Origin of the sequence: Chryseobacterium sp. MIQD13, assembly GCF_050496705.1 — a bacterium.
Taxonomy (GTDB): Bacteria; Bacteroidota; Bacteroidia; order Flavobacteriales; family Weeksellaceae; genus Chryseobacterium.
Window position 1 is genome coordinate 1,017,283 of the sequence record NZ_JBNWAF010000001.1, and the last position, 24,893, is coordinate 1,042,175.

25 protein-coding genes are annotated in these 24,893 nt (G+C 37.2%); 4 read left to right on the forward strand and 21 right to left on the reverse strand.

Going from position 1 to position 24,893, the window contains the following annotated elements; translation table 11 throughout:
* Positions 1-230: 230 nt before the first annotated feature.
* From ACQWU4_RS04800 to ACQWU4_RS04815, 4 genes are all read right to left on the reverse strand, one after another.
* Positions 231-557 carry a helix-turn-helix domain-containing protein gene (locus tag ACQWU4_RS04800; protein WP_429934625.1) on the reverse strand — a complete coding sequence of 109 codons (327 nt, stop codon included), beginning with the start codon at positions 555-557 and terminating at the stop codon, positions 231-233.
* A gap of 92 nt (positions 558-649) precedes the next feature.
* The gene (locus tag ACQWU4_RS04805; protein WP_429934626.1) at positions 650-1,072 is read right to left on the reverse strand and encodes a transposase; all 423 of its coding nucleotides are present in this window, start codon (positions 1,070-1,072) and stop codon (positions 650-652) included.
* Positions 1,073-1,122: 50 nt separating this feature from the next.
* Positions 1,123-2,487, reverse strand: coding sequence for a hypothetical protein (locus ACQWU4_RS04810; RefSeq protein ID WP_429934627.1), 1,365 nt, complete (start codon positions 2,485-2,487; stop codon positions 1,123-1,125).
* A gap of 187 nt (positions 2,488-2,674) precedes the next feature.
* Positions 2,675-3,355 carry a hypothetical protein gene (locus ACQWU4_RS04815; protein ID WP_429934628.1) on the reverse strand — a complete coding sequence of 227 codons (681 nt, stop codon included), beginning with the start codon at positions 3,353-3,355 and terminating at the stop codon, positions 2,675-2,677.
* A gap of 325 nt (positions 3,356-3,680) precedes the next feature.
* Here ACQWU4_RS04815 and ACQWU4_RS04820 point away from each other — a divergent pair, with 325 nt between their 5' ends.
* On the forward strand, positions 3,681-5,324 hold the full coding sequence (locus ACQWU4_RS04820) for a helix-turn-helix domain-containing protein (protein WP_429934629.1): 1,644 nt from the start codon (positions 3,681-3,683) through the stop codon (positions 5,322-5,324).
* A 190-nt stretch (positions 5,325-5,514) separates the two neighbouring features.
* On the opposite strand, the gene mnmE is transcribed toward ACQWU4_RS04820, so the two are convergent.
* From mnmE to ACQWU4_RS04845, 5 genes are all read right to left on the reverse strand, one after another.
* A complete protein-coding gene (gene mnmE / locus ACQWU4_RS04825) occupies positions 5,515-6,900 on the reverse strand; it encodes a tRNA uridine-5-carboxymethylaminomethyl(34) synthesis GTPase MnmE (protein WP_429934630.1) in 1,386 nt (461 codons plus the stop codon).
* A 122-nt stretch (positions 6,901-7,022) separates the two neighbouring features.
* Positions 7,023-7,601, reverse strand: coding sequence for an NAD(P)H-dependent oxidoreductase (locus tag ACQWU4_RS04830; RefSeq protein ID WP_429934631.1), 579 nt, complete (start codon positions 7,599-7,601; stop codon positions 7,023-7,025).
* Positions 7,602-7,606: 5 nt separating this feature from the next.
* Positions 7,607-8,620: a saccharopine dehydrogenase gene (locus ACQWU4_RS04835; protein ID WP_429934632.1), complete on the reverse strand. Its 1,014-nt coding sequence runs from the start codon at positions 8,618-8,620 to the stop codon at positions 7,607-7,609.
* A 122-nt stretch (positions 8,621-8,742) separates the two neighbouring features.
* Positions 8,743-9,309, reverse strand: a complete 567-nt coding sequence (locus ACQWU4_RS04840) for a Crp/Fnr family transcriptional regulator (RefSeq protein WP_429934633.1) — start codon at positions 9,307-9,309, stop codon at positions 8,743-8,745.
* A gap of 473 nt (positions 9,310-9,782) precedes the next feature.
* Positions 9,783-11,552: an aminopeptidase P family protein gene (locus tag ACQWU4_RS04845; RefSeq protein WP_429934634.1), complete on the reverse strand. Its 1,770-nt coding sequence runs from the start codon at positions 11,550-11,552 to the stop codon at positions 9,783-9,785.
* Positions 11,553-11,878: 326 nt separating this feature from the next.
* Between ACQWU4_RS04845 and ACQWU4_RS04850 the strand changes: the two genes are divergently transcribed.
* Genes ACQWU4_RS04850 through ACQWU4_RS04860 form a run of 3 tightly spaced genes read left to right on the forward strand, consistent with a single transcriptional unit; the run spans position 11,879 to position 13,623 of the window.
* A complete protein-coding gene (locus tag ACQWU4_RS04850) occupies positions 11,879-12,316 on the forward strand; it encodes a DUF6526 family protein (protein ID WP_429934635.1) in 438 nt (145 codons plus the stop codon).
* 23 nt (positions 12,317-12,339) lie between these two features.
* Complete coding sequence (locus ACQWU4_RS04855) at positions 12,340-12,507, forward strand: phosphatidate cytidylyltransferase (RefSeq protein ID WP_429934636.1); 168 nt, start codon at positions 12,340-12,342, stop codon at positions 12,505-12,507.
* A gap of 9 nt (positions 12,508-12,516) precedes the next feature.
* On the forward strand, positions 12,517-13,623 hold the full coding sequence (locus ACQWU4_RS04860; RefSeq protein WP_429934637.1) for a DNA topoisomerase IB: 1,107 nt from the start codon (positions 12,517-12,519) through the stop codon (positions 13,621-13,623).
* A gap of 44 nt (positions 13,624-13,667) precedes the next feature.
* On the opposite strand, the gene ACQWU4_RS04865 is transcribed toward ACQWU4_RS04860, so the two are convergent.
* The 12 genes from ACQWU4_RS04865 to ureA all read right to left on the reverse strand — a co-directional run bounded on the left by ACQWU4_RS04865 (position 13,668) and on the right by ureA (position 24,792).
* Positions 13,668-14,555, reverse strand: coding sequence for a helix-turn-helix domain-containing protein (locus ACQWU4_RS04865; RefSeq protein WP_429934638.1), 888 nt, complete (start codon positions 14,553-14,555; stop codon positions 13,668-13,670).
* A gap of 157 nt (positions 14,556-14,712) precedes the next feature.
* Positions 14,713-16,959 carry a TonB-dependent receptor gene (locus tag ACQWU4_RS04870; protein WP_429934639.1) on the reverse strand — a complete coding sequence of 749 codons (2,247 nt, stop codon included), beginning with the start codon at positions 16,957-16,959 and terminating at the stop codon, positions 14,713-14,715.
* A 155-nt stretch (positions 16,960-17,114) separates the two neighbouring features.
* On the reverse strand, positions 17,115-17,999 hold the full coding sequence (locus tag ACQWU4_RS04875) for an urea transporter (protein WP_429934640.1): 885 nt from the start codon (positions 17,997-17,999) through the stop codon (positions 17,115-17,117).
* 173 nt (positions 18,000-18,172) lie between these two features.
* The gene (locus tag ACQWU4_RS04880; RefSeq protein WP_429934641.1) at positions 18,173-18,874 is read right to left on the reverse strand and encodes a hypothetical protein; all 702 of its coding nucleotides are present in this window, start codon (positions 18,872-18,874) and stop codon (positions 18,173-18,175) included.
* Positions 18,875-18,994: 120 nt separating this feature from the next.
* Positions 18,995-19,783: an urease accessory protein UreD gene (locus ACQWU4_RS04885; RefSeq protein ID WP_429934642.1), complete on the reverse strand. Its 789-nt coding sequence runs from the start codon at positions 19,781-19,783 to the stop codon at positions 18,995-18,997.
* Positions 19,784-20,422 (reverse strand): urease accessory protein UreG, encoded by a 639-nt coding sequence (gene ureG, locus ACQWU4_RS04890; RefSeq protein ID WP_429934643.1) that lies wholly within the window; start codon positions 20,420-20,422, stop codon positions 19,784-19,786.
* A 45-nt stretch (positions 20,423-20,467) separates the two neighbouring features.
* Positions 20,468-21,157, reverse strand: coding sequence for an urease accessory protein UreF (locus ACQWU4_RS04895; protein WP_429934644.1), 690 nt, complete (start codon positions 21,155-21,157; stop codon positions 20,468-20,470).
* Between the two features lies 1 nt (position 21,158).
* Positions 21,159-21,668 (reverse strand): urease accessory protein UreE, encoded by a 510-nt coding sequence (ureE, locus tag ACQWU4_RS04900; protein WP_429934645.1) that lies wholly within the window; start codon positions 21,666-21,668, stop codon positions 21,159-21,161.
* Positions 21,658-22,308, reverse strand: coding sequence for a hypothetical protein (locus ACQWU4_RS04905; protein ID WP_429934646.1), 651 nt, complete (start codon positions 22,306-22,308; stop codon positions 21,658-21,660). Before ACQWU4_RS04905 ends, ureE begins: the two co-directional genes overlap by 11 nt.
* Before the next feature lie 75 nt (positions 22,309-22,383).
* Positions 22,384-24,105, reverse strand: a complete 1,722-nt coding sequence (ureC, locus tag ACQWU4_RS04910; RefSeq protein WP_429934647.1) for an urease subunit alpha — start codon at positions 24,103-24,105, stop codon at positions 22,384-22,386.
* A 1-nt stretch (position 24,106) separates the two neighbouring features.
* Positions 24,107-24,475 (reverse strand): urease subunit beta, encoded by a 369-nt coding sequence (gene ureB / locus ACQWU4_RS04915; RefSeq protein WP_429934648.1) that lies wholly within the window; start codon positions 24,473-24,475, stop codon positions 24,107-24,109.
* 14 nt (positions 24,476-24,489) lie between these two features.
* A complete protein-coding gene (gene ureA, locus ACQWU4_RS04920; RefSeq protein ID WP_429934649.1) occupies positions 24,490-24,792 on the reverse strand; it encodes an urease subunit gamma in 303 nt (100 codons plus the stop codon).
* Positions 24,793-24,893: the final 101 nt, after the last annotated feature.

Consider the following 24,893-nt stretch of genomic DNA (forward strand, 5'->3'; position numbering starts at 1 on the left):
ATTTCGATGCACCAGTAATGACAATAAGTTAAAAAGAGGATTATTGATAAAATTCCGATAATCTTTTGTTTAATAATCGGCAATTAAAAAAAATAACCATCTAATAATAAACAAGTTACAATATAACTTAAATAGAATTTCCGAATTTATTACAACAAAAATTGGAGAACTCAGAACAAAATCTCGATCATTGCTCTTCTGTGGGATTCTCGATTTTTGTCAACAATCGGTCATGTATATAGTTTCTTCCATTTTGCTACAGTATTCCTACTTAAGTTAAAATGATTCGCTAACTGTATATTATTCAATTTATATTCTTTCTGATAGTCCAAAATATAACAGATTGTATTTTTGTCATATGAACGAAATTTCTGATTCTCCTTTGTAGAATAATTACCCGTTTTTTCAAAAATCATTTGATTTAAACAAATTATATCTAGCACAGAAAGTTCTTTTTTTTGCAGAAGCATTCTACATTTAACCAATTTTTCAGGGTACTTTTTCACTATTAAATCATTATATATTTTTTTATAGTCTGGTTGGTTTTGATTTTTCATAATATATTATTTCCTTGATATGCCGTCTTCCATCAGCCTTGTCATCTTCATTTTAACAAATATTTTTGGAAGTATTAGCATAAAGTATCATGTTACCTGTATTTTTCAATCCACTTATAAAGAGTAGTTTTAGGTATTTTATAGTCTTCAATAATTTGATATTTGGTCTTTTCTTCTGTATTGATCATTTCCAAAATAAATTCAATAATTTCTTTCGTATATAGATTTTTACGAAACTGCGGTAAACCTGGGTTTACATCATTCGAAGACTTTTTTGCACCAGTTGTTGGAGGAGCATACAAAATTAAATGCTGGGAATAAAGTCGGAAAAAATCATATTCCAGAAGTTTGCACCATTTCAAAAGTGTTCCAGTATCTAAATATTTTTCATCGTACATAGTTTGTATTTCTTTTACTGAACATTTAAAGAAATTACAAATACGGGATATTTCTATTTCGCTTTCTGTAACCCGTTCATTTATTAAATTTCCTATGTGGATATTTTTAAAATTCATATATATTTTTCAAAAAAATTATACAATTTCACAATGAATAATTTATGTTATTAAGCTTTTCGCATAACAGATAAAAATATTGTCTTATTCCCGGAAACTTCCATACACCACCATTTAAACTCATACCATCTGTATGTGTTTGTATCTATCTGCACCTGCAAATTGGTTGTTATGACTTCAGCTGCGCTGGTTGACCAAAATACGATGTTATTTGCGTCGACTTGTACATATCCGCCTGATGCAAGATTGTTATTAAGGCTGGTTTCATTTTCATTGACCTGTGTAGCAAAAGTCTGATAACTCATATTTAAGTTGCCGGATGAGACATTGTAAAGCCGAGGATCATAATAAGTACCATTAACTCCCTGGAGATTCATTTCCAAGCCATCTAATACAGGCAAAGCAGGTAAACTATTGGCCGTTACATAAGTTTTTAAATTAAATGTATTAACATTGGCTGCGGCGGCTGGAACAGAATAAAACTGGGATATGGTTTCCCCAACATTTAAAAAACCACCTGGATTTCCTGAACTTGGGAGTCCGTTTACATAACCTAATACCCCATTAGCATCTGCAACTACGGTTCTAGTAGCTGTAAATGTCTGATCCTTAGCAGCAGAAAGTGAACCGGAAGAAGTAGTGTTGATAGCATTGGTTGCTCCATTTATAGGTAGAGTTCTTAGTCTCGTAATGCCATTGTTATCAAGCATTTCTGTAGGCATTATGTTCCCAATTGAGACATTTCCTTTACCCGTAATTCTCATTCTTTCGGTTCCAACTGTTGCTCCGGGAGTTGTTATAAACGATATATCAGCAGATGCGTTAGTGCCTGAAGTTCCAATCGATAAACTTGTACTGGTGTTTGCAGCCATGATTTGCGCAGCTGAATTAGTATCACTGTATAGCCACAACTGTGTGGAACCGCCGTTGGAAAGACCTATGGATGATCTTGTTCCAGTACCAGAATCTTGTAGTATTCCTACACCTGCATCATTATAAAAATTTGTTTTTTGTGTATTAGTAAAAGTGAGTGGAAATCCAGCTTGCGTCAAAGTTCTTGTACTAGTAAGTGTACCATTATCTTTGTAGATATTAATATCAGCGGCACCATTACCTACTTTCTGCCACAGCGTACCATCAAAATAGTAATAGCCTACTGCTGTAATATTTATTCTTTGCCCAAGAGCAGTTCCTCCGGAAATATCAGTAATATAAACCAATGCCCCTTTCTGATCTGCCGCATAGGTTGCTGTATTATTGGTAAGCTCTGCTCTGGTAAGGCGGGGAGCCTGTAATCCAATCAGTTGTGTGTTATTGATAATAATACCCGAGCCATCTCTTTTGGCATCTACGTCCATTGTAGTTTTAGGGATTGCAGTATTAATCCCTACTTGCGAAAATACTAACACACTCATTAAAAGCGTGCAGCTAATTGTAATTTTCTCTAACATCGTGTTTGTTTTTATTGATTTTTAAAAGATTCATAATTCCTATATTTTTTACTATTATGGCGTTAAAAAAATCCAGGAAACTAACGTATTCCATTCCCTCTACAACTAGTGGAGTCCACTACTTTTTTGCTGATTTTATATGAAGGATATTTCAGGAAAGACCAGAAATTCCCAAAGGAGGAGGTCTTGAAATATAATTTTGTAAAAAAAATTGAAGCTTCTTTGAGTTATCTTCAAAGGCAGTAGTTGCCTGCTCTTTCAGGTCCAAAAGAAATATATAATTGTCTTTGTGTTTCTCTGATCTTGTCAAAAGAGGTTTAAAAAAATAACCTGCTGAGACAGAGATTGCATCAATTTTTTTGTTTGAAGAAAATATTGAGAACGGATTATTTTGTCCGGAAGTGAAAACATTGATGTCTTCTTTTTCTCTTATATCATTTTTATTTCTGCTCGTTAGCGTAGATCGGTTTTTAGTTTTCTTCTCCTTTTTCTTTTGAACTATCTGTTGGGTCAGATTTTCAGGAGACTGTTCTTTTTCCAAATAAACAGTCTTATCGAGAGAGTCTGAGGGAAAATTGATTAACCTGCCTCCTTCCCTTGCATAGATTAATACTTTTTTTGCTTCTTTAGTTTTTTTTGAAACAATATTATCAGAAGAATTTTCTGATATGTATACAGTGCTATTTTTGTCAACAGTAAAAACAGTATTGTCTGATATATAAATCTGAGCGTTAGTTTTTATCGAAACACTCATAGATAATAATAACAGGCAACCCGTCCTCAAACTGTTCAGGAAATAGAAGTTGAAGTTATTAAACCTTAACGATTTCATAGGTTGCTTTAGTTTTAAAATCACAATAATTCAATTGCAATTTTAGAACTATCATTTTCTCATAACAAATAATATATAACATGATTTAAGAAATAATGAATGATTTTTTCATTGAAAAAACAATCTATCTAAAATTTAGACATATACATCATAACTACCTAAATATCAAACAACTTACAATGTTTTAAAATAACATTATTTCCGAAATAATTCTAATAAAATTCTAATAATTTAGATTGAGATTCTTAGTTTTGCCAAAGAGTCTCAACCTGCTCTAAAAAGATAATTATGAGCAAAAAAACTAACCTAAAAAACTTTTAATCACATGTATTTTCTTAAAAATATACTTACTACTATCATATTTTTTATGTCATTTTTTTTATATGCTCAATCAAAAGAATCCATTGATAAAGAGCTTAAATATATTAAAGAAAGTGGCCGTTCCATAGATCCAAGACAACAAGAAGTTATGCTCCTTAAGCTAAAGGCTGCTTCCGAAAAACTGGCTTATGAAAAAGGAATTTTATTGAGTGGTGACTACCTGATGACTGCATATGGTAAGCAAGATAAAAATAAAGAAATTGTTGAACTGGGGAATCAGCTGAAAAAAAGGGTTCAAAATAAAAAGAAAGATCCTACGGGTGTTATATCCAGTATATATCACAAAAATGCACTGGCTTTAGTTTATCTTGGTCTTGATGATACAAGTAAGAAGGATACTGAAATGGCTATCAGATTTGCAAAAACTATAGATAATCCTGACAGAAAATATTTTAGACTGACTCAAAGCTATATGGATCTTCATTCTCATTATAATAATAGAGATAACCAATCTAGTAAGAAAATATACAAGGATTCAACTTTATATTATCTTAACCAGGCCTTAGAAGCTGCAAAAAGTATCAGGGATAATAATGGTGAGATACCTAATAATATGAAATATGCTGAAATTATTTATGTGCATATGCGTTTAGGTATATTTTATTTGGAATATTCTGATGAAAAAGGTAATCTGGAATTGGCAGAAAAAAATCTTCTGAAGGCAGAAAAAATCAACGAGAACAATAAAGGCAGTTTGTCTGCCCGAGAGGAAAGCACTCTCATAAACCAGCTCAGCTGGTTATATATGGAAAAGAAAGAGTATCATAAATCTATTGACTATGCAAATCATGCACTACAATTAGAAAAACAGGACCACCGTCCAACTTCCAGAGTTGAATCCTATGAATTTCTCGCTACCTGTTATATGGAGATTGGTGAAAAAGAAAAGTCTAAATTCTATATGAGAAAATATACTAATCTTAAAGACAGTCTAAATATTGTCAATAGGCTGAATGCTGATACTACGATGAAAAAGATGATAATAGAGGTAGATAAAGGGCATAAGGAAAACTTAAAAGAACAATTAATCATAATTGGCATTTTAGTGGTAATAGCAGCAATAACCATATTTTTTCTATGGAGAAGAAAGAACAAAATTATTCACAAAAAATACAAGTCCCTAATAGCTAAAATAAATACAGAAAAAGAACAAAAAATTATTCTGACAGAATCTCAAGAGGATATAGAAAGTGATGATATAAAATCTTCTGCCCATATCACAGATGAAACAGCAAAAGCATTGCTTTTGAAACTTGAAAAATTTGAAGCCGGGAATAAATATTTACGGAAGGATATCAACCTGGTCTGGCTGACAAATAGTTTCAATACCAATACTAAGTATCTTTCAGAAATTATCAAAATATATAGAAATAAATCTTTCACACAGTACATCAACTCGCTCCGGATAAATTTTATAATACATAAATTGATCTCAGATCCTCAGTATAGACAATATAAAATAAGCTATCTAGCAGATGAATGCGGCTACGCTTCCTCCCAAGTATTTGTTATTAGCTTTAAAAAAGAAACCGGTTTTACACCTTCTTATTTTATCCAAAATTTGAAAAATGATGCTTCTATAAAATAATTGGAACAACAATATGTTTTAATATCCCAACATAGAGAAAACCGAACTCATTATTATTCTGATTTTGTTTACCACCAATAGCATCGAATCGACTGCGAAGAACAATCTTTACAAAAACGGTTTAGTACCCTATAAATGGTAGCTCGGGCAATTTTTATATTTACATTCTGCTCAATGGCATTACCCTATCCTATTTACCAATACAAAACTTAGAAAAAATATTCCCCAGCACTTCATCATTCGTCACTTCACCGGAAATCTCACCAAGATGCTCTAAAGCATTTCTCAGTTCATACGCCAGCAATTCCGTAGAAATCTGAAAAGAAATTGCTTCTTTCACTTTATGAGTAGCTTCCAGGGATTTTCGAAGGGCTTCAAAATGTCTCTGGTTTGTAATAACCACATTATTTTCCTGAGACTTTAACTGCTCAACATAGGAAGATAATTCATTTTTAAGATCCTGAATATTCTGGTTTTCCACCGCAGATATTTTAATAAAATCAAAATCCTGATTAATTTCATTTCTGAAAGTATCTTCTACTGTTTCATATTTTGGAGGAAGTACCTCATCAATTTTTGTGGCACAGATAATCAGTTTCAAATCATCTCTCTGCAGGGATCTGATCATTTCAATATCTTCCGAGTAATCCTCTGTAGCAGCATCTGCCAGATACACAAGAATATTGGCATTTTCTACTTTTTCCTTCGCTTTTTTCACTCCGATGGCTTCTATCTCATCCTGTGTTTCACGAAGTCCGGCAGTATCAATCAGACGGAATGCATGACCTTTGATATGCAATACCTCTTCAATTGTATCTCTTGTGGTTCCCGCAATATTACTGACGATTGCTCTTTCTTCCTTCAATAAAGCATTCAATAAAGTCGATTTTCCGGCATTTGGTTTTCCTATAATGGCAACCGCAGTACCATTTTTGATGGCATTTCCGTATTGGAAGCTATCGATAAGCGAATCTAATTTTAACTCAATCTTATCCAACAGTCCATTAAGAGCTGATCTGTCTGCAAATTCTACATCTTCCTCAGCAAAATCCAGTTCAAGCTCAATCAGAGAAACGAAATTCAGAAGGTCTGTTCTCAAGATTGAAATTTCATTGGTAATTCCACCTTTTAACTGGTTGATAGCCACTTTTCGGGAAGCTTCATTTTCAGAAGCAATTACATCGGCAATAGCTTCTGCCTGTGAAAGATCTATTCTTCCGTTGATAAATGCACGAAGGGTAAATTCTCCGGCTTTTGCCATTCTTGCCCCGTTTTTGGTTAAAGTCTCCAAAATACGCTTTCCGATATGCGGTGAACCGTGAAATGCTATTTCCACAGAATTTTCCGTAGTAAAGCTTTTCGGGGCCAGGAAAATAGAAAGCATTACTTCATCAATAGCTTCCTCACCATCCATAAAATAACCGTAATGAATGGTATGAGACTTCTGTTTTTCCAGCTTTTTAGATGGAAAACTTTTCTGGACAACAGATAAAGCATCGTTCCCTGAAACTCTGATGATCCCTAAAGCTCCTACTCCATTGGCCGTAGCCAGTGCGCAAATCGTATCGTTATTCATGCTGCAAATTTACGCTTTTTCAGGCTAATTTATGATGAGCCGCTTTATATGGATTGTCTATTATTTTGATTGAATTTTTTGAAATGAGATTGTTTTGTCACTTTGTTCCTCTCAGTGACAGTTTACTTCTGTTTTCTTCCCAGTTCTCTTACTTTATAAAGCCATTTTTTCCGTTGCAGCTCTGTAGAATTTCGGATTACTCCTACGTAAGTTACCTTTACCGGCCTTACCCCACAAAATTCCAGTGTTGATTTTTTTAACTGATTGATACTCGGTCTTCCGTAAAAAAGCAGATAATACCATCCCGGCTGATCCAGTGTTGTGATAATACGAGCAGTTTTCCCTATCAAAAGTTTATCCCACCAAACTGAATTTTCCCTGTACTGATAAGCAAACCCGGGAAGAAAAAGCCTGTCTATAAAACCTTTCATTAATGCAGGCATACCGCCCCACCAAACCGGATGGATCCAGACCAGATGATCTGCCCACTTTATAATTTCCCAGGCATTTAATAAATCCGGTTCCAGTTCCATCCTCTTTTGGTATCCAAAGTGCAGGATCGGATCAAATTTCAGTTCGGCTATTACAACTTCTCTGACCTCAGCACCTGACTGTTCAGCTTCTTTTTTATAAGCACCGGCAATTCCAAAATTGAAGGAATCTTTATTGGGATGACCATTAATAATAGCTATTTTTTTCATCCTGATCATTTTATATTAATGGATTCATAAGACCTAAGCTTTTCAAGAAGCGATAATGGCTGATGCAATTGATGGCTGAAATAAATATTATTTTCATGATAACCCTTCAAAAGCTCTTCTGTATGAAGTACTGCGGAAAATGCCGTTAATTCCGCCTGTCCTTTTGTACTTTGAAGGCTTAACTTTTCATTCCCTTTTTTAGTTTTTATAATAATCTCAAATACACTCTGATCACCGTTTCCACTTGATCCGAAAATCATTTTCCGTTCCTTTAATGATAGTATGTTAAAAATTCTTGCTTTTTGAAATACACCTAAAAGCCATGTAATGAATTTTGAATTGTAAGTCATTTTAACACTCACATCAGGTATTCCTTCAATCTGGTTGAGAATATATAAATCCGGTACGTCAAAGTTATAAGCCTCTCTTTTTCCGATCCCAAATGAAAAGTCAAAATACTCGGAATCTAAAAAATGCTTTATAGGTATCTGTCTGTCATTTTCATATCGAATAAAAGGTCTTGCAACATTTTCAGCCATAAAATGTGCTGAACTTTCTCCTGCAAGGTCTTTCACCGAATAGTATACGAAAAGCTTCACTTCCTGAATATCTTTTGTATTGTCTGAAAGTGTTTTTACCAAGCCGTTCACGATACCGCCCATCCATCCTGAACTGAAAACAATACGGCTGCTCATTTGTCTGCTTTTGGCAAAAGCATATGCTTTTACAAGGTCAGGAGTAGGTTTTGTAATATCCAGATAATCTATTTTATTTTCTATAGCATAACGAAGGATATGGTCCTCTTTATCATTTACAGAAAGAATAATCAAATTAATTTTCTTTTCCCGGATAATTTGAAAAGTACCGGGATTGGTAACATCAATTTTAAGATGATTTCCCGTACCTCTTTTTCTGCCGCCAATGAAAATATTAATGTGTGAATTTCTTGTTTTAAGAATGCGGATGATTGTTTTGCCTACAAGGCCGTTTCCTCCAACGACCAGAATATTGTGCTCCATTTATTTTTTTCACAAAATTATAGAGCTGTTGCGCTGTAGTATAGGACAAATGTCCAAAACGGATATCTCCGGTTATATTTTTAATCTATACTGATAAGTAAACCGCGTAGGTTCTCTTTATTTTATATAGTAATTTCTTTTCTGATTCTGCTAAGGTGCCGTTGGGTAATTCCCAGGAAAGATGCCAGATACTGCAACGGGATTTTCTGAACATAGTCAGGCTGATTACCCAGCAAAGCTTCATAACGCTGTGCCGCACTGTCTCTTTGAAACTGAAAAAATCTTTTTTCAAGTTCCATATACTCCTGTTCTGCAATTCCTTTTAAAAATTTTGTCCAGTTAAGGTCATTTTTTGCCAAGTCATCTATTGCATCTTTTCTTAAAACCATCAGATCCGCATCGGTAATAGCCTGCATATTTTCCCTGCTGGGGCAATCTGAAATGAACGAGGAATAGCCTGCCATAAGCTGATTGGGAAATCCGAAGCAATAAGTCATATCTTTTCCTGTATCTGAAATATAATGGGAGCGGAAAATCCCTGATACAATAAATGCTATCTCCCTGCATCTGTCTCCTTCCTGCACAAAAAAATCGTTTTTATACATTTTTCTGGCTTCAAAAAGCTGTAAAAGATCTCTGATTTCATCTTCTGAGAATATATTAAAGCTTCGGAAATAGTTTTCTATCATATTTTCAAATTGTAACTTAGAATTCCGGTAAGTCTTCTGAGTATGTTTTCAGCGAAATTAAGCAAATATAAAGGTCATTACAAGTATTAAAAATTTTCCTGAATGATCTTTTCAGACTATTAAATTATACTGTTTTCGGATTACAGTTATCGATTTGTAAAAAATAAAACCACTTCAGAATGAAATGGTTTTACCTGCTTTGAATTTACTAAGTATATATGAAGATATGAATGATGCTGTTTTGTTGATACAAAGATAGACTACCCCATATAATCTTCTGTCAGGGGAATCCCTAAATTTATATCCGTGAAAATACGGTTGCATTTATGAAAAAGCCCTGCAGATTTCTCTACAGGGCTTCAGGATTTATCTAACAATTACTAATGTTCAAAATATAGATATGAAATTCAAGTTTGGGAATTCAACATTTTAAATGGTCAAAACCGACCATTCATAATTTCCCTGGTTTACAATTAAAGCGGGCTTACCAATTCAAGGAACCATGTTTTCACATCTCCTTCAAGGTAAGGGCCTATTTTTTCTTCACATGTTCTGTGGTAATCATTCAGCCACTGAATTTCTTCTTTTGAAAGGATTTCTTTCACGACAGTATCTTTAAAGAACGGGCAGAATGTAAGGGTTTCAAATTCGTAGAATGTTCCGTGAATTGTTTTTTCTGCTTCTTTTACGGCAATCAGGTTTTCGTGACGGATTCCATATTTTCCTTCCAGATAATATCCCGGTTCGTTGGAACATACCATTCCCGGAAGAAGATCCTGCGGATTCATATCTTTTCTGATATTTTGAGGACCTTCGTGAACGTTCATGAAACTTCCTACTCCATGACCTGTTCCATGGTTGAAATCTTTTCCTTCCATCCATAAAGGAAGTCTTGCAATAGCATCAAGATGAACACCTTTTGTTCCTTTCGGGAATTTAACCATTGATAAACGGATCAATCCCTGAAGTACTAAAGTAGAGTTCCTTTTGAATTCATCAGAAACCGCTCCTAAAGCCAAAGTTCTCGTAATATCGGTTGTTCCTTCAAAATACTGGCCTCCTGAATCTACCAGGATACTTGCATCATTGGTAACCTCTTTACTTCCTTCATTTTTTGCAGAATAGTGCATGATAGCACCATTATCTTTATATCCTACAATGCTGCCAAAACTTTCCCCTACAAAATTTTCCCCTTCTGCACGGAAACCTCTCAGTTTTTCACCGATAGAATACTCGTTCATATTTTCTTTTCCTGCATTGTGAGTCAGCCAGTACAGGAATTTAACCATAGCAACACCATCTCTTACCATTACTGTTCTGAATCCTTCCAGCTCAGTTTCGTTTTTCTGGGCTTTCATCAGGTTTCCGGGAACCGGAGCTTTTATAAATAGGTTATCTCCTTTTAGAGTTTCAAAGATCATCTGGTTGCTGTTCGGGGAAACCAGTACTTTTTCATTTTTGAATGTCTTCAGATAGTTGAAAAATTCTTCATAAGGCATCATTTTTACGAAGGAATCATCCATCTGTTTTCTTGCCTCCACTTCCAGTTTTTCAAGATCAGTAAACAATACTGCATCATTTTTGGTAATAACAACATATCCTAAAAACACAGGATTGCTTTGAACGTCGCTTCCTCTTAAATTGGATGTCCATGCTACATCATCAAGACTGGAAATAATATGAACAGTAGCTTCCTGATCTTCCATTTTCTGACGAATTGCTCCCAATTTATCTGTAACTGACTTCCCTGCTCTTTCTACAGGCTGTATAAAAATTGGATTTTTTGAAGGAGTACCTCTGTCTTTCCAGATTTCTTTCAACAAGGGCAGATCTGCTAAGATTATGTTTTTTGACGACAGTTTTTGCGAAAGCAGTTCCCAATTGGCATTTGAAGTTGCAACGGCATTAACAGCTACTTTTCCGCCGGCAGGAATCTGGGAAATAATCCAGTCTATATAATTCGGGGTTCCCTCCATTCCATCTTTGAAAAGATCAATTCCTGAACCATCCAGTTCAATAGCAGCCTGGGTAAAGTATCTTCCATCTGTCCAAAGCCCTGCTTTGTCCTTCGTGATCACCACAAAACCTGCAGAACCTAAAAATCCCGAAAGCCAAGCTCTCTCCTGCCATTCTTCAGGCAAATATTCACTCATATGCGGGTCTGCAGAATATACTATAAATGCATCAACATTATTTTTTTGCATTTCTTCACGAAGTGCAGCAACTTTTTCCTTTGAAGTCATTCTTTTCTTTTTTAAACACCGAAAGTTACGAAAAAATTGAGGTTTGAAAATGAAATCTGTTCCCTATTTTAGTTAATGATTTGTTATTTCTTCTTTAATTTTTTGCAGGATTCTATTTAGCTCTCGCTGATTTTGAAGATTGAACAGATTTTTATGTTTTCAATCAGTGATTTAGAATAGGCTGCCACTTTTCCTCTTATGATAAAGTTTAAGGCCCATTAAAAATAATCAACAATATTAGCCAGAATACATATTTTAATACCACAAAAACAACATTATTATTAAATATATAAAGTTTTGGAAAGATTATTGCTGGTATTCATGGTATGAGAGAGCAGAATTATAAAAATCACAGAAAATTTTATCCGCCACATCATTTCATTTATCTTCCGCTGTTAATCATTCTGGAAATTTATGGAGTATATAAGATTTATAGAGATGCTGAAAACCAGCTTACGTGGATATTATTCTCAGTTGTCATATTTCTGCTCTTTTATCTGGCTTTTATGACGAGGCAGCATTATGCACTGGGACTTCAAAATCGTATGATAATACTTGAATTTAAACAGCGGTATTTTGAAATTTTCGGACAAAGATCTGATGAAATTGCTGATAAGCTGAAGTTTGACCAAATCGCTGCATTGAGGTTTGCCTATGACGACGAGTTCAAAGAGCTCTTATACAGAGCCCTTCACGAAAATATCTCAGGAGATGAGATCAAGCGCTCCATCAAAAGCTGGAGAGCAGATCGCCAGAGAGTCTGATAACACCAAAAAACATCTATATCATGAGAAAGCTGACCTTATACAGTATGACCATATTCACATTGCTGACGTTAACAAGCTGTGAAGCGATAGAAACTATTTTTAAAGCTGGAATGTGGTGGGGAATTATCCTGGTCGTTGTAGTTGTAGTAATTCTTTTTCTGATCTTTTCGAGGGGTAAGAACTCTTAACCATTTTTTATGGAGCAGAATACGGATCTGGAAATCATTTCCCACCTAAAGCCTTCAAAAATTGTCAAAATTATGAAGGACCCCGAAGCCTCCGCAAAGGCGGTACATCTTGTATATACCACCGATGCGGAAACTGCCGGGATTACCCGTAAAAAAACAGGAAAGAAGTATTCTTATTATAAAGACGGCGAAAAGGTGAAGAATAAAGATGAGATCACCAGAATCAACAAGCTGGTTATTCCTCCTACCTGGGAAAATGTCTGGATCTGTGCTCTGGACAACGGACATCTTCAGGCTACCGGCTTTGATACAAAAAGTAGAAAACAGTACCGTTATCATCCGTTATGGAGCGCCTTGAGAAATCATACCAAATTTTACAGGATGCTTCAGTTCGGGTATGCACTGCCTGATATCCGGCTTCAGGTGGAACAGGATCTTGCATTGAGAAATTTTGAAAAGAGGAAAATACTGGCATTGATCGTAAGTTTAATGCAGCATACCAATATCCGCATCGGCAATAATGCTTATGAGAAACTTTACGGCTCTTTTGGGCTTACTACATTAAAAGATAAACATGTAAAAATCGCCGGGCAAAAGATTACCTTTTCATTTAAAGGAAAAAAAGGCATCATGCATACGATTGATATGAGAAGCAAAAGGCTGTCAAAGCTTGTACAGAAATGCAAGGATATTCCTGGAAAAGAGCTTTTTCAGTATTTTGATGATGAAGGGAACCGTCACTCGGTAGACTCGGGTATGGTCAATGAATATATTAAGGAAATAAGCGGGGAAGATTTTACAGCTAAAGATTTCAGAACATGGTCCGGAACGGTAAGTGCTCTGATCGCTTTTAAAGAGATAGGATATGCCGAAAGCAACAGCCAATATAAAAAGAAAGTGAAAGAAGCTCTTGAAATTGTTGCTGAGCATCTGGGAAATACCAGCACAGTCTGCAGAAAATATTATGTCCATCCGCTGGTGATCAATCTCTATGAAAACAATACGATCAAAAAATATCTTGACGAACTGGAAGAGATTGAAGAAAATGACGGAAAAGCAAGCCTCACTCAGGAAGAAAAGCTTGTGCTGAAAATCCTGGAGAATGAAAAGATGTAAGGACAAAAGAGAAAATGAATGCCTGAGGATGAAAGCCATCTATCTCACATCGGAACTTTGTTTGTTAAAAAATGAGTCCTGTATTCTTTAGGAGTAATGCCTGCAATTTTCTTGAAAAGCTGCGTAAAATGTGATGCCGTCTGAAAATTCAGCTCATAAGCAATTTCCGCAATATCCCTGCTTGAGTGAAGCAAAGCTTTGCTATAATTAATATCAATTTCATTGATCCACTGCTTTGGCGATTTCTGGGTAACATTTTTCACACATTTATTAAGATAGCTTTCCGTTACCGAAAGTTTGTCTGCGTAAAAAGCCACTCTTTTTTCTCCAACATGATATTTGAACAAAAGATCACGGAACTGAAGAGAAAGCTCCATTGGACGCGTCGCGGATTTGTGATGATTATCGGAGTCTGTATTCAACATTTTCATCAGGATCAGGTGCAGCATTGTGACTACTACTTCATTCATGTTCAGATTATTGAGCCAAAGTTCCTGCTCCATGATCGGGAGAAGCTGGGTAATGGTTCCGTAGGTAAGGCTGTCGAGATTGAGAAAAGGCGTCATAAAGAAAATACTGCTTTTGTGTTTTGGCAGTTCCTGTTCGGACAGAATGTTATTTTCATAGGCCAGAAAAAAGCCTTCGATATCATCCGACAGTTCCAGAGTAGCTGTAATTGTTCCCTGTTTGATAAAGATTATGCCCCCTTTTTCTGCATGGTATTCTTTATTTTCAAGATACTGCCTGATATGCCCGTTGGTCACGAAAATAATAAAATTAAAAGTGGTACGGTACGGAATCACAGGAATCAGAATTCCTTTGAGGTAATTTTCCAGCCGGTAAAGCTGTATATCTGCATTATTAGCTAGTATCTTCTCCGTAATATTAGGAAGAAAGAGCTTTTTATACTGAAAATTGGATAATACTTCCATATCCGATAAATAATTTATTAAAGTTAGACAAAATTTACTTAATCAAGGTTTGAGAGTGGTAGAGTTTTAGGGTGATAGAGGTTAATTAAGTATGGAAATATTCTGGTAAATTTCAACAGAGATTTTTTTCACACTAAAACTCTACCACTCTCAAACCTTAAAACTTATAATAGACTCCTACCCTCACTCCAAACGGACTTCCGGGAGTATAGGTAAGGTCTGTAACCGGCTCTGCTTCACCTTTTAACCGGGTTTCCGTAGCAAACTGGGCTTCGTTCCATTTTACATTGAAAAGATTGTTTACCTGAATATTGGCACCCCATTTCCGGCGGTTGTAAGACAGCATAAAATCGTTTACGAAATAGGCTTTTGTTTTGATACTGTTATCTTCTGCCGCCGGCCTTGATCCAAGATATCTATACTGAAGTCCTACCGAGAATCCCTGCATAAAATCCCAGTTGACAGATCCTGTACTGGTTACCACAGGGGCCAGCGGAACATAGTCCTGACCTTTTTCTTCTTCAATGAATCTCGCATGGGAATAATTAATATCCGCATTGAGATAGAAATTCTCTACCGGCTGGAAACGGACACCCAGATCCGCTCCGAAACGCCTTGATTTTCCGGATGGTTCCACCACTGCATCATCTCCCACATACACAAACTCCTGCTGAAGATACATATACCACAAGGCCGGTGTAATGATCAATGATTTAAAAGGGTGCAGCCTCACTCCGAAATCTCCGCCAATAGAATATGGAAGTGTTTTCTGATCAGGATTTGGAACAACAACTCTCAGGTCATTGGAGTGGAAGCCCATTCCGGTTTTCAGAAACCACATTACATTATCGTTTTGAGCATAAGAAAAATTAAGTTTCGGACTTAATCTTGTTGCTTCTTTTGACTGTCCGGACGGAAGCTGCTCCGGATCCAGAAGGTTATGCATATTGAAAATAAAATGATCTATCCTCAAAGCCGGATTGATGGTCCATTTTCCGGTTTTCCAGATCAATCCTGAATAAGCATGAAGATTGGTTTCTGTTCCGTTCACATCAGCTTTTCTGTCCAGCAGAAGATCTTTGTGGTAAACATGATTAAGCTGTAATGTATTGATATCGTCATTTCGTAGTCCTACTCCGGAAATCCAGTTCAGTGAGCTGTTTGCCAATGTAAAGCTTTTGGTATATTTTACCTCAGCACCATAAATATTTCTTGCGTCTGTCTGCTGAATTTCGTCTCCATGGTCTTTGTCATTCAGATAAAAAGTAAAATCTGAGTAGAGGTTAAAATTATATTTTGAATAAAAAGCCATGGCATCAATCTGTTCAGACGGTGAAATGATATGTTTAAAATTCATCTGAAGGTTGGTTCTGGAAGTTTTTCCTCCTTCTGTAGGATCAATACTTCCCCAGCGGTCGATGATTCCCTCATCTACAGCCCGTTCAGGAATCTGTCCCGAAGCATTCCAGGAAGAATTGAATGTTGAAAACTGGATATTGAAATAATCATTATCCGTAATCCATTGGTTATATTTCCCGAAAATATTAACCCTGTTAAAATTCTGTTTCACATCAAAAGGTCCGTCAGTGTAGTTATATTCTGCAGCTACATAAGCATTTCTCCTTCCTATGTCATCATGCAGAATATTGAACATTCCCAGAATTCTTTTTGAATTAAATGAACCGCCTTCCAGCTTAACCATACTGTTTTTTAAACCTGTATAAGTCTGAAAATCTACATACCCTGCTGTATTGAAGTCTCCACGGTCCATATAGTAGGCTCCTTTCCCGAAATCAATATTATTCACAGTTTCAGGGATCACAAAATGCAGATCTGAATATCCCTGTCCATGGGCATGGGAAACAATATTTACCGGCATTCCGTCTACATTGACACTTACATCTGTACCGTGATCTGCATCAAACCCTCTCAGGAAAAGCTGCTCTGCCTTTCCGCCTCCTGCATGCTGTGCAATGAACAGCCCGGGGACCTTTCTCAGCAGATCCTGAGCTGAATTCACAGGAAATTTATTCAGATCCACTTTGGTTATGGCCGTCAAAAATGAACTGTGATTGATCGCTACTTCGGAGATCTGATAGGGTTTGTGCTGTAAAAAGATAACTTTATTTTTATCTTCATCATTTATCATCGCCCATTTTACCTCGTCATAACCCTGACGGCTGATGACCAGCGTATCGGGAAGACTGGCATCAGGAATGGTGAAAATTCCGTTCGTGTCTGAATGGGTATGGCTGTTTCCGTGGTTGTATTTTATTAATACATCAGCAATTGGGAATTTATCATCTGCATCTTTTACTAACAGTTTTTTTTCTGTTTCCTGAGCTGATACTTTTCCGCTAAAAGCCAGTGCCAGAAATATTACTGTTATTTTAGTTACCTTCATTTTTTGATTATTTTTGTAAAATATTGTTGATTAATAATTGATTAGATTTTAAATTTTAAATGAATCTGGAAACTGAATTCAATATTGTCCAGAGAAACATTTCCTTTCTTCTATCTCCTAAACTCTCTTACCCTCAAACTCCCTCACTCCGTTACTCAATTTTTGTTTTTAAATAGTTTTTGAATTAAAAGAGTAATCCATGTTCCTGCAACAAAAGGGAAAGTCAGTACACCTCCAAATTCATTCAGTGTGTTATGATCTACCAGAAGATCATCTATTACGACTGTAATTACGACTGCTATCAGCACCCAAAGTCCGTCTTTCTTTTTAAATCCTGAAAAGACAATAGCAGAAAGTACTGCATTGAACCCGAAAAGTCCCATGTGGATCTTCTCAATCGGTTCGCCATTCATATGAGAGATGTAAGACCCTATAATAGCTCCTGCAAAACCATACAATGCCGCTGCCGGCGAGCTGATGAAAACAGCTATAAAGAAAATGATACCTGAAAGTATCCCTCCCTGAAAGATCACTTCTCCGAAAGCATTGGTACAAGTAAGGAAATCATCATAGTCCGCGGGTGCTGCCGATGCAGAAATCATTTCCGAAGGTGGAATTTGTGTAAAATGGTGCAATACAAATACACATACCCATGTAATGATGATAAAGGGAAGTGTAAACACCGGTATTTTCTTCTGAATGAAAAAATGCTGGATAATAGCTGCCAATGCACCTCCCAGTATAATAAGGATCCAAATGACCAAAGTCGTCTGAAAAACAAATGACAATGCAACTCCGACAAGCGCAGCACTGAAACCGTAAAGTCCTGCATTAATTTCTGAAGGATTATATTTAAGCTTCATAGCAGTAAAAGTTCCTGCCATTGTTGAAAGTAATACTGCAACACCACCCTGCCAGCTTCCCATAAAAATTCCGATAAGGAACAGAAGCCCCGTCCATCTGTTTTCCTGAAGCATAATCTGCCCGATTCCTTTTAAAACATTATCGATAAAAGGTAGTTTTTTAAAAAATTCGTCCATAGTTTTTTTATGTATTTGTGTATGTATGTAAAATGTATTAATGACTTAGATTTTAGATTTTAGATTTTAGATTTTAAATGAATTTGAAAATCATAGGTTATATTGTGTACTTTATTCTCTTCCACGATTTTTCATACTCCAACTCTAAAAACTCTCTCACCCTCAAACTTAACTCACCATCCCAGAAACACCATCCCGATACCGCAGACTGTTACTACAGCACCGCTTATTACTCCCATATATCTTTCCAATTTATCCGTATTGAATAATGTGGAATAGCCATAACGCCCCAAAAGAACCATCCCAAGCATTGTCAGAACCGTTGTTATTGTAAATGAAGTGACAAGCACTGCAATTTCAGGCATAGAATGCTTAACTCCGGAGTAGAATAATAAAGGAATCAGTGGTTCGCTCGGCCCCATTACAAAGATCATGAAAAGTACCAAAGGAGTTACTTTAATTCTTTTCTGGGGCATTACCATTTCTGTATGGTTATGTTCATAAACGTATACATCCTCACCCATCACATCAAAATGTTTATGAGGTTTGTTTCTGACAGCCTGAATCAGTCCGTATATTAAATAAATGCCACCAAATATCAGCAAAGCCCATCCTGAGAAATTTCCCCTGATATCCTGAAACCATGATATTTTGTTCAGCTGCCATCCCAGAAATACTCCAATGAAACCTAAGACCAAAGAGCTCAATACATGCCCGAACCCGCAGACTACGGTTAAAACAGCCGTTTTCATCCTGCTCCATTTTTTGGATTTTGAAAGCACAATGAATGGCAGATAATGATCCGGCCCGGAAGCAGTGTGTATAAAACTTATTGAAACTGCACTTATAAGAAGCGCCCAAACTGTACTGTCCATTTTTTTGTTTTTCTATTATTCCTAATTATTTAGGTTGCGGCTAAAGCCATTCTATATTTTATTTTTAAGCAGACTAAAACCTGCTCCTATTAAGGTTTTAATCTGGGAAATTCCATCAGTTTATCCCAATGACCAAAGGATTTCCTGGATTTGAAGGAAAAAATTGTACATCAGTTCACCTCCATATCCTAAAGCCCTTACCACAAAACCATTATCTTCCATAACTGAAATTCCTACTTCCATTTCAGATTTATGCTGTTCAGCTGAATCTACAATCGTTTCAATCAATCCGTTTTTGTCTACATTATCTTTTGTACTGTAGAAAATAAGGGTTCCCTGATGGGTATACTGCTCCAGATTTCCGATACTGTTAATAGGAATCAGATCCGGTTGAATGACAACATTATCTTTGATAACCAGCTTATTTTCATGATAGATCTCCATCAGGTTCTGGAAACGTTTCAGTTTAAAAACCTCACCATAATGTTTTCTTCCGCAGGTAATGATCTCACTGATGATGATCTGACTGTTTTTACCTACCTGAATATTAGCCTTACTCTGAAAATTGGAATCTTCATGAGGAACCACAGGATGAGGCACATAAGCAAAAGAAGTATTATTATCCATTTTTACCTTAAGCTCCTGAACAGCTTTGTCTTTCATATTGAACAACCTTTGATATGACTGCGACTGCAATTGCAGTGATGAATCTTTTTCAAGTTCAATATCCAAATGATAATGGTCTCCATCCAGAATTCCCGGGGAAGAAGTCATTACCATCTGATAAAGTTTATTGTCAGTTTTCCTCTGCCCCACTGAAACCACCCTGAACGGAAGGGAAACATAGAGATCTTTCACATAAGAGCCTCCGTCCTTGAATCCTGCAATGATATGTAAACGGCTGTCCATCTATCTTACCAGGTTCGGTTCTTCAATTTCTTCCAGAAGCGCATATTTTTTGATCCAGCCGATCACTTTATCCAGACCTTCATCTGTTTTAAGGTTGGTAAATACGAAAGGATTTCCATTTCTCATCCTTCTGGCATCTCTTTCCATTACTTCAAGGCTGGCTCCCACGTGTGGGGCAAGATCTATTTTATTAATAATCAAGAGATCCGATCTTGTAATACCAGGTCCTCCTTTTCTCGGGATTTTTTCTCCTTCAGCCACATCAATAATAAAGATGGTAACGTCAGCTAAATCCGGGCTGAATGTTGCCGATAAATTATCACCGCCGCTTTCAATCAATACCAGTTCGATATCCGGAAAACGTGCTGCAAGCTCGTCCACTGCTTCAAGATTCATACTGGCATCTTCACGGATGGCAGTGTGCGGGCATCCTCCTGTTTCCACTCCGATAATTCTGTCATGAGGCAGAAGACTATTTTTTGCCATAAATTCGGCATCTTCTTTTGTGTAAATATCATTCGTGATCACGCCAAGATCATATTTCCCGAATAATTTTCTGCTTAAACGTTCCAGTAATGCTGTTTTCCCTGAACCTACAGGTCCGGCAACTCCTACTTTTATATATTTTCTATTTTCCATTTTTTTATTTTATTTTTTTACAAACCGGCTTATTTATCATCTTTTTTAAGACATATACAATCTGGAATAAAGCCTTTCATGCTGCATGCATCTGATATCAAAAGCCGTATTACAGAGCCCAACCATATCCCTGTCCAGCTCCATGGTTTCATTGGCTGTTTTTTCCATGACAGGATATAGTGAAAACAGGATGTCCTGGCCGTCCAGCTGTCCCAGCGGAACCAGTTTTACCGCATTGGTAATCATTCCGGCTACAGAGGTGTGGTAAAATCCCAAAAGTGCTTCATATAAAGGAATTTTCATCAAATAAGCATACACCCCGAATACGATACAGTAGTGTGAATTGGCTTCACGGTTCTGAACTGCTTTTTCAAATGCTTCCATAAAGGGAAAGTGTTCTCTCCTTTTAAAAATTTTAATTAACCTCAATCCCAGTTTCTGACTGGCCTGGCGGATTTCCTTCGGGCATTTTATTGCGTTACATTCATTATCCAGGCTTAACAGCAGTTCCAGATCATTATTTTCTGCAGCATTGTAGGCAAGTTTAACAAAAGCTCCGTCATTGTATTTGATATTGTACTGAAGCATGTTTTGAACAAACTCTTTAGCCGTCTGCAAATTATTTACAATTTTTTGCTGTACATAGGTTTCAAGTCCATTGGAATGGGTATATCCGCCTATCGGAAGGGTTGGATCAGACAGATGAAGCAGGCCCGACAGGAAGTTTAAATTCATATTATTCATCTTTTGGAGCTGCTATTTTTAAGATTTTGGTAAAAATTGAAGATCCCAGACTTCCGTGTCCGTGAGGTTCCACATTGGATTTAAGGAGATTAAGCAGTTTTACGGTCTCTTTTTCCGGTTTAAATCCGCTTGCTTCCAGCCATCTGAACATCGGCATTTCAAAGGGAAGAAGCACTTTATCATCCTGAATAAAAAGCGGAATATGCTTGTTTCCGATTTCATAGCAAACGGTTCCCATTTCCAGCAGGGAATCCGGCGACATGATAATAGCTTCTGTTTCCAGAACATTTACTGCAATCACCTTTTCTTCATCTTCAAACAGGATATCTCCTTCACGCAGCCGTTGTCCTTCGCGGAGGAATTTTATCGCGACATCAGTTCCCTGTCTTGTTTTTTTGCGCTGAATTCTTTTTGTGGTTTCAAACCATTCCAGATCAAGGAAATCAACAGGTTTTGTCGCTGGATTTTGGAAAAGATTGCCAATTGCTTCGTTAATTATCATCTTTTTTTGATTTTTTTCTGAAGTCTAGATTCTTGGAAATTCCCACTCCGAAGGTTGAACCGCTGATTCCAGCCACATAGCTTTTCGTCCAGCCTTCCTGTTTTGTTTTCGTCTGAAGCATTGAAAGCTCTGCAAACTTGAATTTCAGCGCCCAGCCTCCACCCAGAACAATCCCGATCAAAGGATAAGCACGAAGACGGTAACCATTAAAGTTTTCCATTGAGTCTGCTGTTCCTGACACTTGCTGTCCCCATACGTAATGGGCATCTACCTGAGCAATCAGCAGGAAATATTTTCCAAGTGTCAATGACGGGCTGTACCAGATTCCGGCTTCATTTTGTTTATACACGACATTATGATCCACAGCGTTTTGTGAGTAAGCATAATTTACTCCGATAACGTCATTATTATTAATAAAATATCCCAATCCAATAGGCGCACTTGAAACTGTGCTGGAGCTGCTTGAAGGGGTTGTTATTTTTGAATAGTCCAATGAACCGTAAACCATAAATTGTCCTTTGGGTCCGTCCTCATCATTTTTCAATCTGCTTCCTCCCAGAAACTGAGCGCCCAAATGTCCAGAAAACATGGACATCCCGGCTACAGCAAGAGGAAGAACAGTTTTATTTAAGTATTTCATTCTAATTTATTCAGTGTTAGTTATATCATTCATTTTTTGAAAAGGCCCGGCATTTTACCGAGCCTAAACTCAAGATTAAAACAAGTAATACAACTGTGTTAAAGGAAGTGTTTCCGCAGGTTCGCAGGTAATGTATTCACCGTCTACCGTTACTTTGTAGTTTTCAGGATTCACTTCAATTACAGGTGTTTTATCGTTGTGGATCAGATCCTTTTTAGAAATATTTCTGCAGTTCTTCACTGGCAGGATTGTTTTTTCCAGTTTGTATGATGCTATTGTTCCGTTATCAATGGAGATTTGGGAAACGAAGTTCACACAGGTTCCGAATTTTGCTTTTCCGTGTGCACCAAACATATTTCTGTAAATAACCGGCTGGGGTGTAGGAATAGATGCATTCGGGTCACCCATTTTAGCTGCAATCACAAATCCTCCTTTTACGATCATTTCCGGTTTCACTCCGAATAATGCAGGTTTCCAGATCACAAGATCAGCCAGTTTTCCTTCTTCAAGAGATCCTACATATTCTGAAATACCATGGGCAATAGCCGGATTGATGGTATATTTCGCCACGTATCTTTTGGCTCTGTAGTTATCATTTCCACCTTCTTTGTCTTCTTCCAGATTTCCTCGCTGCTCTTTCATTTTGCTTGCCGTCTGCCATGTTCTCGTAATAACTTCTCCAGGCCTTCCCATAGCCTGTGAATCTGAGCTCATAATACTGAAAACACCCATGTCATGAAGAATATCTTCTGCTGCAATGGTTTCAGGACGGATACGTGAATCGGCAAAAGCTACATCTTCAGGTATGTTTTTGCTTAAGTGGTGACATACCATCAGCATATCCAGATGCTCATCTATCGTATTTACCGTATAAGGACGTGTCGGGTTTGTGGAAGCCGGAAGTACATTGGGATACATAGCGGCTTTGATGATGTCCGGGGCGTGGCCTCCTCCTGCTCCTTCTGTATGGAACGTATGAATTACTCTTCCATTAATAGCCCTCATCGTATCCTCCAGGAAACCTCCTTCATTCAGGGTATCTGTGTGGATGGCCACCTGAACATCATATTTATCGGCAACTTTTAATGCTGCATCAATGGTAGCGGGAGTTGCTCCCCAATCTTCGTGGATCTTCACACCCAAAGCTCCTGCTTCCACCTGTTCTTCAATAGGCGCTTCTGCTGAACAGTTTCCTTTTCCGAAGAAACCCAGGTTCATAGGATACTCTTCGGCAGCTTCAAGCATTTTCTGCATGTTGAATTTTCCCGGAGTAACTGTGGTTGCATTCGTTCCGTCATTCGGTCCCGTTCCTCCACCGATCATTGTGGTGATTCCGCTGTATAAAGAGGTTTCGATCTGCTGCGGGCAGATATAGTGAATGTGGGTGTCAATTCCTCCTGCAGTTACTATATAGCCTTTTCCTCCATGAACTTCTGTGGAAGCACCGATAATCATGTTTGGTGAAACGCCATCCATTGTATCCGGGTTTCCGGCTTTTCCGATACCTACAATTTTACCGTCTTTGATTCCGATATCTCCTTTCACGATTCCCCAATGGTCGATGATCACAGCTCCTGTGATACAAAGATCAAGAACGCCTTCATCTCTTTTGGCAGTAACGTTCTGGCCCATTCCGTCACGAACGGTTTTTCCTCCTCCGAAAACGGCTTCGTCTCCGTAATGGGTGAAATCTTTTTCTATTTCAATAATAATTTCAGTGTCTCCCAGTCTGATTTTATCACCGGCTGTAGGCCCTAATATATTGGCATATTGTTTTCTGTCTACGTTTAAGCTCATCTTAGTGTGTTTTAAAGTTTAATTGTTCAGCTTTTGCAAGGCTTGCTTTTTTCTGATCTTCAGAGTCTGTTTGCCCATCCACAAGATTATTGAAACCCATTGCTTTTTTTGTTCCGCCTATTTCCACCAATTCCACTTCTTTTTCTTCTCCCGGTTCAAAACGGACTGCAGTACTTGCCACTATATTCAGTCTTTTTCCAAAGGCTTCTTCACGGTCAAAGCTCATAGCTTTATTCACTTCAAAGAAATGGAAGTGCGATCCCACCTGAATCGGACGGTCTCCTGTATTAACAACTCTTATTTTTGCAGTTTTTCTGCCTTCATTACAGATAACTGTGCCTTCTTTTACAAATATTTCTCCTGGTATCATAATAGAAATAGGTATTAACGGATTGGGTTATGTACGGTTACCAGTTTGGTTCCGTCCGGAAAAGTTGCTTCAATCTGTACATCGTGGATCATTTCTGATACTCCGGGCATTACATCATCTTTGGTAAGAAGGTTAGCGCCTTCCTGCATCAGTTCAGCAACTTTTTTTCCGTCTCTTGCCCCTTCAAGCAGAAAATGGCTGATCAGTGCGATGGATTCTGGATAGTTAAGTTTAAGACCTCTGCCCTTTCTCTTCAGGGCAAGCTCTCCTGCAAGGAATAGCATGAGCTTTTCCGTTTCTCTCGGTGTTAAATGCATTGTATTTTATTTTAAATTGGATATTGGGTATCCTGTCTGCCCCATAAAAAGGCAAATAGACATACTCGAAAATATTTGAAAACAGGAAATGAATCTTACGG